Origin of the sequence: Variovorax sp. UMC13 (genome assembly GCF_014170375.1) — a bacterium.
GTDB lineage: Bacteria > Pseudomonadota > Gammaproteobacteria > Burkholderiales > Burkholderiaceae_C > Variovorax.
In genome coordinates this window covers 373,231-387,745 of sequence record NZ_LZZW01000036.1, presented here as the reverse complement: position 1 = coordinate 387,745, position 14,515 = coordinate 373,231, and the positions used below count along the sequence as shown (strand labels likewise).

At 70.3% G+C, this 14,515-nt stretch carries 13 protein-coding genes; 11 read left to right on the top strand and 2 right to left on the bottom strand.

Annotated elements, in window-relative coordinates; genetic code table 11:
- Nucleotides 1-1,989 (top strand): PhoX family phosphatase (locus A9977_RS31390; protein WP_183028715.1); only part of this gene is annotated, 1,989 nt, incomplete at its 5' end.
- A gap of 66 nt (nt 1,990-2,055) precedes the next feature.
- Here the strand turns inward: A9977_RS31390 and A9977_RS31385 are convergent.
- Complete coding sequence (locus tag A9977_RS31385) at nt 2,056-2,523, bottom strand: Lrp/AsnC family transcriptional regulator (RefSeq protein ID WP_183028714.1); 468 nt, start codon at nt 2,521-2,523, stop codon at nt 2,056-2,058.
- Between the two features lie 106 nt (nt 2,524-2,629).
- Between A9977_RS31385 and mdeB the strand changes: the two genes are divergently transcribed.
- From mdeB to A9977_RS31335, 10 genes are all read left to right on the top strand, one after another.
- Nucleotides 2,630-5,284: an alpha-ketoglutarate dehydrogenase gene (gene mdeB, locus A9977_RS31380; protein WP_183028713.1), complete on the top strand. Its 2,655-nt coding sequence runs from the start codon at nt 2,630-2,632 to the stop codon at nt 5,282-5,284.
- A gap of 103 nt (nt 5,285-5,387) precedes the next feature.
- Complete coding sequence (ltnD, locus tag A9977_RS31375; RefSeq protein ID WP_183028712.1) at nt 5,388-6,281, top strand: L-threonate dehydrogenase; 894 nt, start codon at nt 5,388-5,390, stop codon at nt 6,279-6,281.
- Nucleotides 6,278-7,246, top strand: a complete 969-nt coding sequence (locus A9977_RS31370; protein ID WP_310936230.1) for a LysR family transcriptional regulator — start codon at nt 6,278-6,280, stop codon at nt 7,244-7,246. The genes ltnD and A9977_RS31370 overlap by 4 nt, the downstream gene beginning before the upstream one ends.
- 70 nt (nt 7,247-7,316) lie before the next feature.
- Nucleotides 7,317-8,294, top strand: a complete 978-nt coding sequence (locus A9977_RS31365) for a tripartite tricarboxylate transporter substrate binding protein (RefSeq protein WP_183028711.1) — start codon at nt 7,317-7,319, stop codon at nt 8,292-8,294.
- A gap of 7 nt (nt 8,295-8,301) precedes the next feature.
- On the top strand, nt 8,302-9,285 hold the full coding sequence (locus A9977_RS31360; protein ID WP_183028710.1) for a 4-hydroxythreonine-4-phosphate dehydrogenase PdxA: 984 nt from the start codon (nt 8,302-8,304) through the stop codon (nt 9,283-9,285).
- A gap of 24 nt (nt 9,286-9,309) precedes the next feature.
- The gene (gene otnK / locus A9977_RS31355; RefSeq protein WP_183028709.1) at nt 9,310-10,575 is read left to right on the top strand and encodes a 3-oxo-tetronate kinase; all 1,266 of its coding nucleotides are present in this window, start codon (nt 9,310-9,312) and stop codon (nt 10,573-10,575) included.
- A 61-nt stretch (nt 10,576-10,636) separates the two neighbouring features.
- A complete protein-coding gene (locus tag A9977_RS31350; protein WP_183028708.1) occupies nt 10,637-11,305 on the top strand; it encodes an aldolase in 669 nt (222 codons plus the stop codon).
- A 22-nt stretch (nt 11,306-11,327) separates the two neighbouring features.
- Nucleotides 11,328-12,155, top strand: a complete 828-nt coding sequence (gene otnI, locus A9977_RS31345; protein WP_183028707.1) for a 2-oxo-tetronate isomerase — start codon at nt 11,328-11,330, stop codon at nt 12,153-12,155.
- A complete protein-coding gene (locus A9977_RS31340; protein ID WP_183028706.1) occupies nt 12,152-13,348 on the top strand; it encodes an amidohydrolase family protein in 1,197 nt (398 codons plus the stop codon). The genes otnI and A9977_RS31340 overlap by 4 nt, the downstream gene beginning before the upstream one ends.
- On the top strand, nt 13,345-13,809 hold the full coding sequence (locus A9977_RS31335; protein ID WP_183028705.1) for a RidA family protein: 465 nt from the start codon (nt 13,345-13,347) through the stop codon (nt 13,807-13,809). The genes A9977_RS31340 and A9977_RS31335 overlap by 4 nt, the downstream gene beginning before the upstream one ends.
- On the opposite strand, the gene A9977_RS31330 is transcribed toward A9977_RS31335, so the two are convergent.
- On the bottom strand, nt 13,802-14,488 hold the full coding sequence (locus A9977_RS31330; RefSeq protein ID WP_183028704.1) for a TetR family transcriptional regulator C-terminal domain-containing protein: 687 nt from the start codon (nt 14,486-14,488) through the stop codon (nt 13,802-13,804). The genes A9977_RS31335 and A9977_RS31330 overlap by 8 nt on opposite strands.
- Nucleotides 14,489-14,515: the final 27 nt, after the last annotated feature.

The window sequence follows — 14,515 nt, the reverse complement described above, 5'->3', positions numbered from 1 at the left end:
CCCGCGCCCGCCCCCGCACCGGCGGCTCCCAAGCTCGGCTTCAACGCCGTGCCCAAGAGCCTCGAAGACCTCGTGACCGTGCCCGCCGGCTACACCGCCAGCGTGCTCTACCGCCTGGGTGACCCGATCGCCACGGGCGTGCCGGCGTACAAGAACGACGGCACCGATGCCGCCGCCACCTACGACCGCCGCGCCGGCGACCACCACGACGGCATGACCTTCTTCGGCGTCGACGCCAGCGGCAAGTGGAGCCACAGCGCGGCCGATCGCGGCCTGCTGGTGATGAACCACGAAGCCATCACGCCGCTGTTCCTGCACCCCACCGGCCAGACCATCGTGGCGGGCGCCCGCACCGTGGCCGACGAAGTGCTGCGCGAGTTCTACCTGCACGGCGTGAGCGTGATCGAGGTGAGCAAGAGCGCCAACAAGTGGAGCTACAAGCAGGCGTCGGGCTTCAACCGCCGCGTGCACACGCTGACCGAAATGGCCTTCTCCGGCCCGGCCGCCAAGACCGACTACCTGAAGACCAAGTACTCGACCAACGGCAGCATGACGCGCGGCACGGTCAACAACTGCGCCAACGGCACCACGCCCTGGGGCACCTACCTCGCCTGCGAAGAGAACTGGGCCGGCTACTTCCGCCGCGTCGCCGCCACCGACAACACGAACCGCAGCGCCAAGGAACTCGCTTCGTTCGCACGCTATGGCGTCGCCGGCACCGGCCGCGAACTGTGGGCCACCGTCACGCCCGACACCAGCGACGACCTGTACGGCCGCTGGAACACCGAGGTGCGCGGCGCCAACGCGCTGGCCGACTACCGCAACGGTGCCAACACCTACGGCTGGGTCGTCGAGATCGACCCGTTCGACCCGCTGTCCACGCCCAAGAAGCGCACCGCGCTGGGCCGTTTCGGCCACGAAGGCGCCTGCCTGGGCCCGGTCGTCGTCGGCAAGCCGCTGGTCTGGTACATGGGTGACGACTCGCGCGGCGAGTACATCTACAAGTTCGTCTCGGCCGCCCTGTGGGACGCAGCCGATGCGACGCGCGGCCTGGCCGCCGGCGACAAGTACATGGACGCGGGCCGCCTCTACGTAGCCAAGTTCGCCGCCGACGGCACCGGCCAGTGGGTGGAACTGGCCTTCGGCGTGAACGGCATCACGGCGAGCAACAGCGCCTATGCCTTCGCCGACGCGGCCGACGTGGCCATCAACACGCGCCTGGCCGCCGACGTGGTGGGCGCGACCAAGATGGACCGTCCGGAATGGACCGCGGTCAACCCGAAGACCGGCGAGGTGTACGTCACGCTGACCAACACCAACGCCAGCGCCCGCCCGATCGACAAGACCGATGCGGCCAACCCGCGCTTCTACACCGACCCGAAGGGCGGTTCGGGCAACCCGAACGGCCACATCGTGCGCTTCGCCGACACCAACGGCGACCCGGCCGCCCTGAGCTTCAAGTGGGACGTGTACCTGTTCGGCGCACGCTCGGTCGCAGCACCCGACGTCAACGTGTCGCAACTCAGCGCGGACAACGACTTCTCCAGCCCCGACGGCATGTGGTTCAGCGAGGCCGCACCCGGCCTGCTGTGGCTGCAGACCGACGACGGCGCCTACACCGACGTCACCAACTGCATGTTGCTGGCGGCCATCCCCGGCCGTGTCGGCGACGGCGCGGCCAAGACCATCACCAACACCAATGGCACCACCACGCGCACGCAGGACACCTTCGTCGGCAAGGCGCCCGGCGCCGACGGCCTGCGCCGCTTCCTGGTCGGCCCGAAGGACTGCGAACTCACCGGCATCGCCGAATCGGGCGACGGCCGCGCGCTGTTCGTGAACATCCAGCACCCGGGCGAGACCCCCCCGGCGACCGGCACGACCGATCCGACCAAGTTCGGCAGCCACTGGCCGGACGGCGGCCTGTCGCGTCCGCGCTCGGCCACGCTGGTGATCACGCGTGACGACGGCGGCCTGATCGGCCTCTGATCGACACTGTGCGAGGGCCCGGTGCAAGGCCGGGCCGCCTCGGGCAGACCCTGCGCTGCCGCTGCCTCAGTTCCGAGGCAGCGGCAGCGCCGTTTTGTAGCGCACCTGCTTGAGCGCAAAGCTCGAGCGGATCTTCTCGATGCCGGGGATCGGCGTGAGCTGTTCCATGATGAACTTCTCCAGCGCCGCCATGTCGGCCACCGCGACCCGGATCAGGTAGTCGCGGTCGCCGGTCATGAGGTAGCACTCCATCACCTCGTCGTGCTCGGCGATGCGCCGCTCGAAGTCGGCCAGCGACTCCTTGCCCTGGGTGCGCAGGCTGATCGAGATGAACACATTGAGCCCCAGGCCCAAGGCCTGGGCGCTCGCCAGCGCCACATAGCGGTCGATCACGCCGGCCGCCTCCAGCGCCTTCACCCGCGCCAGGCAGGGCGAGGGCGAGAGGTGCACGCGCCGCGCCAGTTCGACGTTGGACAGCGAACCATCGCGCTGCAGTTCGTCGAGGATGCGCAGATCCATGGGATCGAGTTTCATGAAATGCCGTTGCCTCGTATTTCTTCGGCATTTTATGCGGCGAGACATGCGAACAACCGCTCTTCACGGCAGCTCATGCGGCGCATAGCATCCTAAAGTGCCTGCTATGAATGCACCGATTTCCGCCTCGCAGTTGCACGCCCTGATGACCCCCGACGCCCACGATCCCGACCCGCAGGAAACCGCCGAATGGCGCGACGCGCTGACGGCGCTGGCCCAGGCGCAGGGGCCCGAACGCGCGCGCCAGATGCTCGATGCGCTGGCCCAGGTCGCCAGCCAGCAGCGCATCGGCTGGAAGCCGGAACTCTCGACGCCCTACGTCAACACCATCGGCGTCGACGCCCAGCCGGCCTTCCCCGGCGACCTCGCGATCGAGGAACGGCTGGGCTCGCTGATGCGCTGGAACGCGCTGGCGATGGTGGTGCGTGCCAACCAGGCCTACGGCGAGCTTGGCGGCCACATCGCGAGCTATGCGAGCGCGGCCGATTTGTTCGAAGTCGGCTTCAACCACTTCTTCCATGCGCGCAACGAAGGGCATGGCGGCGACCTGGTGTTCTTCCAGCCGCACAGCGCGCCGGGCGTCTATGCCCGCGCCTACCTCGAAGGCCGGCTCGGCGAAGACGACCTGCTGCACTACCGCCAGGAACTCACCGCGCCCGCCTTCACCCAGGGCAGCGGCGCGCGCGGCCTGTCGAGCTACCCGCATCCCTACCTGATGCCCGACTTCTGGCAGTTCCCCACCGGCTCGATGGGGATCGGCCCGATCAGCTCGATCTACCACGCGCGCTTCATGCGCTACCTGAGCGACCGCCAGCTGCAGGACTGCAGCCAGCGCAAGGTCTGGGGCGTGTTCGGCGACGGCGAGATGGACGAGCCCGAATCGATGAGCGCGCTCACGCTGGCCGCGCGCGAAAAACTCGACAACCTGGTCTGGGTGGTCAACTGCAACCTGCAGCGCCTGGACGGCCCGGTGCGCGGCAACGGCCGCATCGTCGACGAGCTGGAAAAACTGTTCGCGGGCGCGGGCTGGAACGTGATCAAGCTGGTCTGGGGCAGCGACTGGGACGGCCTGTTCGCGCGCGACACCACCGGCGCCCTGGCACGCGCCTTCGCCCACACGGTCGACGGCCAGATGCAGACCTTCGCGGCCAAGGACGGCCGCTTCAACCGTGACTCCTTCTTCGGCCAGAACGAGGAACTGAAGAAGCTCGCGCAGGGCATGACCGACGAGCAGATCGACCGCTTGAAGCGCGGCGGCCACGACCTGGTGAAGATCCATGCGGCCTACGCCGCGGCCGCCGCGCACAAGGGCCAGCCCACCGTCATCCTGGCCCACACCAAGAAGGGCTACGGCATGGGCGCCGCGGGCCAGGGCAAGATGACCACGCACTCGCACAAGAAGTTCGAGAGCGCGGACCTGATCGGCTTCCGCAACCGCTTCGACCTGCCGCTGTCCGACGAGCAGGCCACCTCGCTGACCTTCTACAAGCCGGCCGAGGACAGCGCCGAGATGCGCTACCTGAAGGCGCACCGCGACGCACTGGGCGGCGCGATGCCCCGGCGCGAGACCGACTGCGCGGTCGTGCCCAAGCCCGAACTCGCGGCCTATGCGCAGTTCGCGCTGGCGGCCAACGGCAAGGAGATGAGCACCACCATGGCCTTCGTGCGCATGCTGGGCAACCTGTTGAAGGACAAGGCCCTGGGCCCGCGCGTGGTGCCCATCGTGGCCGACGAGGCGCGCACCTTCGGCATGGCCAACCTGTTCAAGCAGGTCGGCATCTACTCCAGCGTGGGCCAGCGCTATGCGCCCGAGGACATCGACTCGATCCTCAGCTACCGCGAAGCCACCGACGGCCAGATCCTGGAAGAGGGCATCAGCGAGGCCGGCGCCATCGCGAGCTGGACCGCCGCAGCCACCAGCTACAGCGTGCACGGGCTGGCGATGCTGCCCTTCTACATCTACTACTCGATGTTCGGCTTCCAGCGCGTGGGCGATGCGATCTGGGCCGCGGCCGACCAGCGCGCGCGCGGCTTCCTGCTGGGCGCGACCTCGGGCCGCACCACGCTGGGCGGCGAAGGCCTGCAGCACCAGGACGGCAGCAGCCACCTGGTGGCCGCGACCATCCCCAACTGCAAGGCTTACGACCCGGGCTTCGCGGGCGAGATGGCGGTGATCGTCGACGCCGGCATCCAGGAGATGATGGTCGCGCAGCGCGACGTCTTCTACTACGTCACGCTGATGAACGAGAACTACGCGCAGCCCGAGGTGCCGGTCGAAGCCGCGGCCGACATCCTGCGCGGCTGCTGGCGCTACGAGGGCTGGCGGGACGCGGCATCGTCGTCGAAGCCGAAGAAGCCCCAGGTCACGCTGATGGGCTCGGGCGCGATCCTGACCGAGGTGGTCAAGGCCGCGCAGCAGCTCGAGGCCGAGGGCATCGCGGCCGAGGTGATCAGCGTCACCAGCTGGAGCGAGCTCGCGCGCGACGGCGCGGCCTGCCAGGCGCGGGCGCTGAACGGCGAGGAGGCCGGCACCGCCTTCATCGCGCAGCAGCTGGGCGAGGGCAAGACGCCGATCGTGGCCGCCACCGACTACGTGCGCGCCGTGCCCGAGAGCGTGCGCGCTTTCCTGCCCGAGGGCCGGCGCTACCTCACGCTGGGCACCGACGGCTTCGGCCGCAGCGACACCCGCGCCGCGCTGCGCGACTTCTTCGGCGTCGATGCGGCGAGCATCGTGCGGGCCGCCAAGCTCACGCTGCGCTGAGAAGCTTCTGAATCCCATCGCCCACGGGCTTGTCCCGTTGGTGCGCGCGCGGCCTCGGGGTATGGTCAGGCCCTCCTGAACCAGCACGCCTGCGGGCATTGCCATGAACACTGTCGGATTGATCGGCCTGGGCGCCATGGGCCTGGGCATCGCGCAGACGCTGCGCAGCAACGGATACGAAGTGCACGTCTGCGACGTGCGGCCCGGCGCGGCCGCGGCCTTCGCCGAGGGCGGCGGCGTCGCCCATGCCACGCCGGCCGACGTCGGCGCGGCCTGCGACGTCGTCGTGAGCGTGGTGGTCAACGCCGCGCAGACCGAAGCCGTGCTCTTCGGCGAGCACGGCGCCGCGGCCACGATGCGGGCCGGCAGCACCTTTGTCATGTGCTCGACCGTCGACCCGAACTGGTCGGCGGCGCTCGAACAGCGCCTGAACGCCAGCGGCCTGCACTACATCGACGCGCCGATCTCCGGCGGCGCGGCCAAGGCCGCGAGCGGCCAGATGACCGTGATGTCGGCCGCCAAGCCCGAGGCCTATGCCCGGGCCGGCGCGGTGCTCGACGCGATGGCGGGCAAGGTCTACCGGCTGGGCGACAGCGCGGGCGCGGGCAGCAAGGTCAAGATCATCAACCAACTGCTGGCCGGCGTGCACATCGCCGCGGCGGCCGAGGCGATGGCGCTGGGCCTGCGCGAGGGCGTGGACGCGGCGGCGCTGTACGAGGTCATCACGCACAGCGCGGGCAACAGCTGGATGTTCGAGAACCGCATGGCCCACGTGCTGGCGGCCGACTACACGCCGCTGTCGGCGGTCGACATCTTCGTCAAGGACCTGGGCCTGGTGCTCGACACGGCGCGCGCGAGCAAGTTTCCGCTGCCGCTGGCCTCGACCGCGCACCAGATGTTCATGCAGGCCTCGACCGCCGGCTTCGCCAAGGAAGACGACAGCGCGGTGATCAAGATCTTCCCGGGCATCACGCTGCCCGGCGCGACGAAGCAGTGAACACGCGCGCCGCGAAGCCCGCGGCCAAGGCCGCCCCGCCGGACACGGTGCCCGGCCGGGTGCACTTCGACCTGACCACGGTGCGGCTGTTCATCGCCACGGCCGAGTCGGGCAGCATCACGCGCGCCGCCGAGCGCATCGCGCTGGCGCCGGCCGCGGCCTCGCGCCGCATGAAGGAACTCGAAGCGCAGTTCGGCGTGCCGCTGTTCCAGCGCCTGCCGCACGGCATGGCGCTGACCGACGCCGGCCGCACCCTGCTGGCCCATGCGCGCAGCGTGGCGCATGCGGTGTCGCGCATGCAGGACGACGCGCAGGCCTTCCGCCACGGCGACAAGGGTGTGGTGCGCATCGCGGCCTGCACCTCGGCCGTGCTGCAGTTCATGCCGCAGGACCTGCAGCGCTGCCACGCGGCCTACCCCGGCATCAAGATCGACCTGCAGGAGATCAACAGCCAGGGCGTGCTGCAGGCCGTGAGCCGCGGCGTGGTCGACCTGGGCATCTACGAGAGCACGCAGGGCGGCCTGGCGCTGCCGGCCCTGCACTACCACGAGGACCGGCTGGTGCTGGTGGTGCATGCCAGCCATGCGCTGGCCGCGCGGCGCAGCGTGCGGCTGGAGGATTTCCTGCCCTACGACGTGATCGGCCTCACGCAGGGCTCGGCCATCTCGACCACGCTGGCGCGCATGGCCTCGGAGGCGCAGCACAGCCTGCGCATGCGCATCCATGTGGGCAGTTTCGACAGCATGACGGCCATGATCGCGCAGGGCATCGGCATCGGCCTGATGCCGCAGGCCGTGGCGCAGAGCTTCGCGGGCGGCCAGGCCTTCAGGCGCCTGCGCATCGACGACGACTGGGCCGCGCGGCGCTTCACGCTGTGCCACCAGCCGGCCGCGGCGATGTCCTCGGCGGCAATGACCGTGGCCGCGATGCTGTGCCCGGGTGAATTCGCAAACCGCGAATCCTGAGTCGCGCAATGAGCGATGGCCGCGGCGCGCGGCCTCTCCTACAGTGCGCGCACTACAGGAGACATCCCACATGACCCACGCCTTCGCCCGCGCGCTCGCGCTTCTCGCGTTTGCCGCCGCCGTCCCGCTGGCGGCGCACGCCCAGGCCGCGGCCTTTCCGAACAAGCCGCTGCGCATCAACGTCGGCGCCTCGGCCGGTGGCGGCACCGACGTGGTGGCGCGCATCTTCGCCGAGAAGATGGGCCAGGGCCTGGGCCAGTCGATCATCGTCGACAACCGGCCCGGCGCCGCCAACACCATCGCCGCCGACCTGACCTCGAAGGCGCCGGCCGACGGCTACACGCTGCTGATGGCCACCAATTCTCCGCAGGTGATCGCGCCGCACCTGATGAAGCTGGGCTTCGATCCGCTCAAGCAGCTCACGCCGCTCGGCATGGTGGTGATGGTGCCGCATGTGCTGATCGTCAACGCGCAGAACCCGGCCAAGGACTTCCGCGCGCTGCTGGCCGAGATCAAGGCGAAGCCCGACAAGCTGAGCTATGCCTCCTCGGGCATCGGCAGCGTGCAGCACATCGCGGGCGAGCTGTTCATGGCCGCCAGCGACACCCGCATGGTCCACGTGCCCTACAAGGGCAGCTCGCAGGCGCATTCGGACATCCTCGCGGGCCAGGTCGACCTGATGCTCGACACCACCTCCTCGGCCATGGCGCTGATCAAGGCCGGCAAGTTCCGCGCGCTGGCCGTGACCACGCCACAGCGCTCGAGCGAGCTGCCCGACGTGCCGACACTGGCCGAGCTGGGCCTGAAGAACGCCGAGATGAGCACCTGGTACGCGATGTACACGCCGAGCGAGACGCCCGCGCCGGCGCTCGACCGGCTGGTGAGCGAGTTCAACAAATCCCTGCAGCTGCCCGAGGTGCAGACCCGGCTGCGCGCGCTGGGCGGCACGCCCTCGACGCTGACGCGCGAGCAGTTCGTGCAGCTGCAGGCGGCCGACTACCAGCGCTTCGGCGCCCTGATCAAGCAACGCAACATCAAGCTGGACTGAGCCCCCCATGACACTTCCCCGCATCGCACTGGCCATCGGCGACCCCGCCGGCATCGGCCCCGAAATCGTCGCGCGGCTGCTGGCCGACCCGGCCACCGCCACCAAGGCCGACATCCAGCTGATCAGCAACCGCGAGGCGCTCGAAGCCGGCGCGCGCGCGGCCGGCGTGCCGCTGCCGGTGGCCGGCGAGCGCCTGCGCTTCGTCGAATGGGCCGGCCAGGACGCGCGCTTCGCGCCCTCGGTCGCGAGCCCCGACAACGGCCGCTTCATCCTCGACAGCCTGACGCTGGGCACGCGCCTGGTCACCGACGGGCAGGCCGACGCGCTGTGCTTCGCGCCGCTCAACAAGGGCGCGATGCGCATGGGCGGCATGCACGAGGAAGACGAGATGCGCTGGTTCGCCAAGCTGCTCGACTACAGCGGCCCCTGCGGCGAGTTCAACGTGCTGGGCCCGATGTGGACCGCGCGCGTGACCTCGCACGTGGCGCTCAAGGAGGTCTCGTCGCTGCTCACACCCGAAGGCGTGGCCGGCGCGATCCGCATGCTGAGCGACGCGCTGCGCGCGGCCGGCACCGCCCAGCCGCGCATCGGCGTGTGCGGCCTCAATCCGCACAACGGCGACAACGGCAACTACGGCAGCGAGGAGGCCGAGGTGATCGAGCCCGGCATCCGCCTCTCGGCCTCGCAGGGCTTCCCCGCGCTGGGGCCCTACCCGGCCGACACCATCTTCGTGCGCGCCCGCCGCGGCGACCTCGACGGCATCGTCACGATGTACCACGACCAGGGCCAGATCGCGACCAAGCTGCTGGGCTTCGACATCGGCGTGACGGTCGAGGGCGGCCTGCCGATCCCGGTCACCACGCCCGCGCACGGCACGGCCTACGACATCGTCGGCCAGGGCACGGCGCAGGCCACGGCCATGACCAGCGCCTTCGACCTGGCCTGCCGGATGGGCGCCAGCCACAGGGTTCGCCAGGGCGCCGGAAGCTGAGTCGAACCGATAGACTTCTGTCGCATGAAAGCTCTCTCTCTCGGCTGCATCGCCGACGATTTCACCGGTGCCACCGACCTCGCCAACAACCTCGTGCGCGCCGGCATGCGCGTGGTGCAGGTGATCGGCGTGCCCGAAGGTCCGTTGGCCGTCGAGGTCGATGCGGTGGTGGTGGCGCTCAAGTCGCGCACCATCCCCGCGCAGGAGGCGATCGACCAGTCGCTGGCCGCGCTGCGCTGGCTGCAGGCGCAGGGCGCGCAGCAGGTCTACTTCAAGTACTGCTCGACCTTCGACAGCACGCCGGCCGGCAACATCGGGCCGGTGACCGAGGCGCTGATGGACGCGCTCGACACCGCCTTCACCATCGCCACGCCGGCCTTCCCCGACAACGGCCGCACGGTGTTCAAGGGCCACTTGTTCGTGGGCGAGCTGCTGCTCAGCGACAGCGGCATGAAGGACCATCCGCTCACGCCCATGACCGATGCCAACCTGGTGCGCGTGATGCAGGCGCAGACGCGCCGCAAGGTCGGCCTGATCGACCACCGCACCGTGGCGCAGGGCGATGCCGCCATCCGCGAACGCATCGCGGTGCTGCGCGCCGAGGATGTGGGCGTGGCCATCGTCGATGCGGTCACGAACGACGACCTGCTGCGGCTGGGCCCGGCGCTGGCCGGCATGCCGCTGGTGACGGCGGGCTCGGGCGTGGCGATCGGGCTGCCGGCCAACTTCGGGCTCGCGCCCTCGGCCGGTGCCAGCGCGCTGCCGCCCGCGGGTGGCCTGCGGGCCGTGGTGTCGGGCAGCTGCTCGCTCGCGACCAATGCGCAGGTAAAGCATTTCATCGACGGCGGCGGCCCGGCCTTCGCGATCGATCCGTTGCGGCTCATGGCCGGCGACGACGTGGTGACGCAGGCGTTGGCCTGGGCCGCGCCGCTGTTGGCGCAGGGCCCGGTGCTGGTCTATTCGACCGCCGAGCCCTCGGCCGTGAAGGCGGTGCAGGCGAAGCTGGGCGTGGACGAGGCCGGCGCCATGGTCGAGCGCGCGCTCGCGGCCATCGCGCGCGGCCTGGTCGCGCAGCACGGCGTGCGCCAATTGCTGGTGGCCGGCGGCGAAACCTCCGGTGCCTGCGTGCAGGCACTGGGCATCGCACAGCTGCAGATCGGCGCGCAGATCGATCCGGGCGTGCCCTGGTGCCATGCGCTGGCCGAGGCCGCGCCGCTGCACATCGCGCTCAAGTCGGGCAACTTCGGCAGCGCGGACTTCTTCACCAAGGCGTTCAAGGCCCTGGTATGAGCGCGGCGCCGGGCCGCCCCAAGCAAGCTCGCACCGCAGTGCGCAGCACGGAGGTTTCTCAATGACCGAAAGCGAGGCACGCGACGAGATCTGCCGCGTCGGCCGCAGCCTGTTCGCGCGCGGCTACGTGCACGCCACCGCGGGCAACATCAGCGTGCGGCTCGACGACGGTTTCCTGATCACGCCCACCGACGCCTGCCTGGGCTTCCTCGATCCCGCGCGGCTGGCCCGGCTCGACGCGCAGGGCGTGCAGACCGGCGGCGACCGCGCGAGCAAGACCATCGCGCTGCACCGACGCATCTACGCGGCCGCCACGCGCTTCGACGCGCAGACGCGCTGCGTGATCCACACCCACAGCACGCACTGCGTGGCGCTCACGCTGCGCCCGCATGCCGAGGGCGAGGAACTGCTGCCCGCGCTCACGCCCTACTTCGTGATGAAGGTGGGCCATGTGCCGCTCATCCCCTACCACCGGCCGGGCGCCGAGGCGGCCGCCGAAGCCGTGGCGCAGGCGATCGAACAACGCGGCGCGCAGGGCACGCCGATCCGCGCCGTGATGCTCGAGCGGCTCGGGCCCAACGTCTGGCACGACACACCCGCCGCGGCGATGGCCACGCTGGAAGAACTCGAGGAAACGGCGAAACTCTGGGGGTCCGCCGACCCGAAGCCCGCCGAACTCACGGCCGCACAGATCGACGAACTGCGTCGCCACTTCGGCGCGCGCTGGTAAACCTTCAGACACGAGACACGCCATGCCCCGCTTCGCCGCCAACCTCTCGATGCTCTATCCCGAGCTCGATTTCCTCGACCGCTTCGAAGCCGCCGCGCAGGATGGCTTCCAGGGCGTCGAGTACCTGTTTCCCTATGCCTACCCGGCGGCCGAGATCGCCGCGCGGCTGAAATCGAACGGCCTGCAGCAGGTGCTGTTCAACGCGCCGCCCGGCGACTGGGAGGCCGGCGAGCGCGGCCTGGCCTGCCTGCCTGGCCGCGAGGCCGCGTTCCGCGAAGGCATCGCGCGCGCGCTCGACTACGCGGCCGCGCTCGACTGCCCGCGCGTGCACGTGATGGCCGGCCTGCTGCCCGCGGGCATGGCGCGCGAGACCGCGAAGGCGACCTATGTCGCGAATCTGCGCTGGGCCGCGGCCGAGGCCGAGAAGGCCGGCGTCGACCTGCTGATGGAGCCGATCAACACGCGCGACATCCCGGGCTTCTTCCTCAACCGGCAGGACGAGGCGCACGCCATCGTCGAAGCCATCGGCTCGCCCCGGCTCAAGGTGCAGTTCGACCTGTACCACTGCCAGATCGTCGAAGGCGACGTGGCGATGAAGATCCGCCAGTACCTGCCCACGGGCCGCGTCGGCCACCTGCAGATCGCGGGCGTGCCCGAGCGCCACGAGCCCGACGTGGGCGAGATGAACTACAGCTACCTGTTCGGCGTGATCGACGCGGTATCGGCCCAGAGCGGCTGGGAGGGCTGGGTCGGCTGCGAGTACCGGCCCGCGCGCGGCGCGGTGGCCGGCGGCACCTCGGCCGGCCTCGGCTGGCTGCGCAGCCTGCCGAACGGCGGTGCCCAGGCGTGAGGCTCGAGGCCGTCCGCATCCCGCCGCGCCTGTGCGGCTTCGACCCCGGTGAATCGCACGTCTTCGACGTGGTGCTCGAGGGCGCGCGCGTGGCCTCGGTCACGCCCACGCCGGGCCAGCCGGCCGCGCGCGGCACGCTGCTCAGCGCGCCGGTCGATGCCCATGTGCACCTGGACAAGAACTACACGGTGCAGGAGGTCGGTGCCGCGCAGGGCGACCTGTTCACCGCCATCCGCCGCATGAACGCGCACCGCGCGGGCTGGACCGCCCAGACCCTGCGCCCGCGCATGGAACGCGCGCTGCACGAGGCCTGGCAGTCGGGCACGCGTGCCCTGCGCACGCACCTCGACTGGGTCGAGCCCGAGGCGCCGGTGGCGCTGGGCGTGGTCGAGGCCCTGCGCGAGGCCTGGGAAGGCCGCGTCGCGCTGCAGTTCGTCTCGCTCACGCCGCTCGACGTGTTCGCCGATGCCGCGGCGGGCGAACGCATCGCGCGCGATGTGAAGCGCGCCGGCGGCGTGCTCGGGGCCTTCGTCTACCGCAACGCCAACCTGGCCGAGACGCTGGGCCGCGTGTTCGAACTCGCGCAACAGCATGGCCTGGCGCTCGACTTCCACGTCGACGAAGGGCTGGACGTCGAGGCCACGGGCCTGCGCACCATCGCCGAACTGGCGATCGCCCACGGCCCCGGCCTGCCGGTGGTCTGCGGCCATGCCTGCTCGCTCGCGATGCAGCCCGACGCCGACGCGGCCCACACGCTCGCGCTGTGCGCCAAGGCCGGCCTGCACCTGATCGCGCTGCCGACCACCAACCTCTACCTGCAGGGTGCCTGGGACCGCACGCCGGTGGCGCGCGGCATCACGCGCATCCGCGAAGCGGCCACGCACGGTGTGCGCGCCAGTCTCGCGACCGACAACGTGCAGGACGCCTTCTACCCCTACGGCGGCTACGACCTGCTCGAGACCTTCGGCCTGGGCGTGCAGGTGGCGCACCTGGCGCCCGCGCTCGACTGGCTAGACACCATCACCCTCAACCCGGCACGGGCGCTCGGCCTGGCCTGGGACGGCCGCATCGCCGCGGGCTGCCCGGCCGACCTGCTGCTGCTCGCGGCCACCGACGAACACGAACTGCTGGACCCGCGCGGCCGACGCCGCACCGTCATCCGCGCGGGCCGCACCCTGGAGAACATGGCATGAGCATGGGCAAACCGATGGCCAACTACGCGGCCGCCAAGCGCGTCGGCGACTTCGTCTTCATGAGCGGCGTGGTGGCGGTCGATCCGTCGATCCGCCGCGCGGTCGCGGGCTACGACGACATCCCCGCTTCGGCGCGCGAGGCGCTGGGCACGTTGGGCTACGCCACCGGCCAGATGTCGGTCGACGTGTTCGAGGCCGCGATCGTGGCACAGAGCTGGTTCGTGCTGGAACGCATCCGCCAGCTCGCGGCCGAGCACGGCGGCACCATGGACGACGTGGTGAAGCTGGTGCAGTACTTCCGCCACCTGCCGCACTACGCCTTCTACAACCGCGTGCGCGGGCTGTTCTATCCGGGCGAGCCGCCGGTCAGCACGGTGGTCGAGGTGTCGCGCTTCCTGCCGGGGGACGAGGTGCTGGTGGAAGTCGAAGCCACCATGTACCTACCCGCGCGCGCTACCTGACGCCCGCGCCCTTGAGCAGGAAAGCGAGCACCTGCGCATTCAGGTAGCGCTGGTCCTTTTCGTCGTCCTGCGGCGCCACGCCGCGGTAGTAGGCGACCTGGGTGGCGTGGTCGGCATAGAACTGGGTCACGGCCCAGATGTGGAACAGCACCAGCAGCGGATCGGACTTGTCCATCAGCCCCTGGTTCATCCAGTTCTGGATCACGGCCGCGGCCTGCTCGGTGCGCTGCTTGCTCGTGGCCATCATCGCGTTGAGCACCGGCGCGCCGCGCATCATCTCGGCGGTGAAGATGCGGGAGCGCAGCGGGTGCTGGAAGGAGAAGGCCATCTTGCGCTGGATCAGGTCGCCCAGCACCTTGCGCGGGCCGAAGGCCTCGTCGGCAAAACCGAACACGCCGATCCAGTCGGTCAGGATGTCCTGCAGCACCTGGCGGTAGAGCGCTTCCTTGCTCTCGATGTAGTAGTGCAGCTGGGCTTTCGACAGCCCCGCCTTGTCGGCGATGGCCTGGGTCGAGGCGCCGGTCAGGCCCTCGCTCGCGAACACCTCGATCGCCGCCTGGTAGATGGTGCCCAGCACCTGCGTGTACTTGCGCGAACGCCCGCGCGTGGCGGGGGCCTCGGGCGCGACCGGTTCGTCGGTGGCCGGGGCGGCGGGAGCAATGTCGGTCGGCGGGATCATGTGAAGCGAATGGTGCCAGAGACGGGC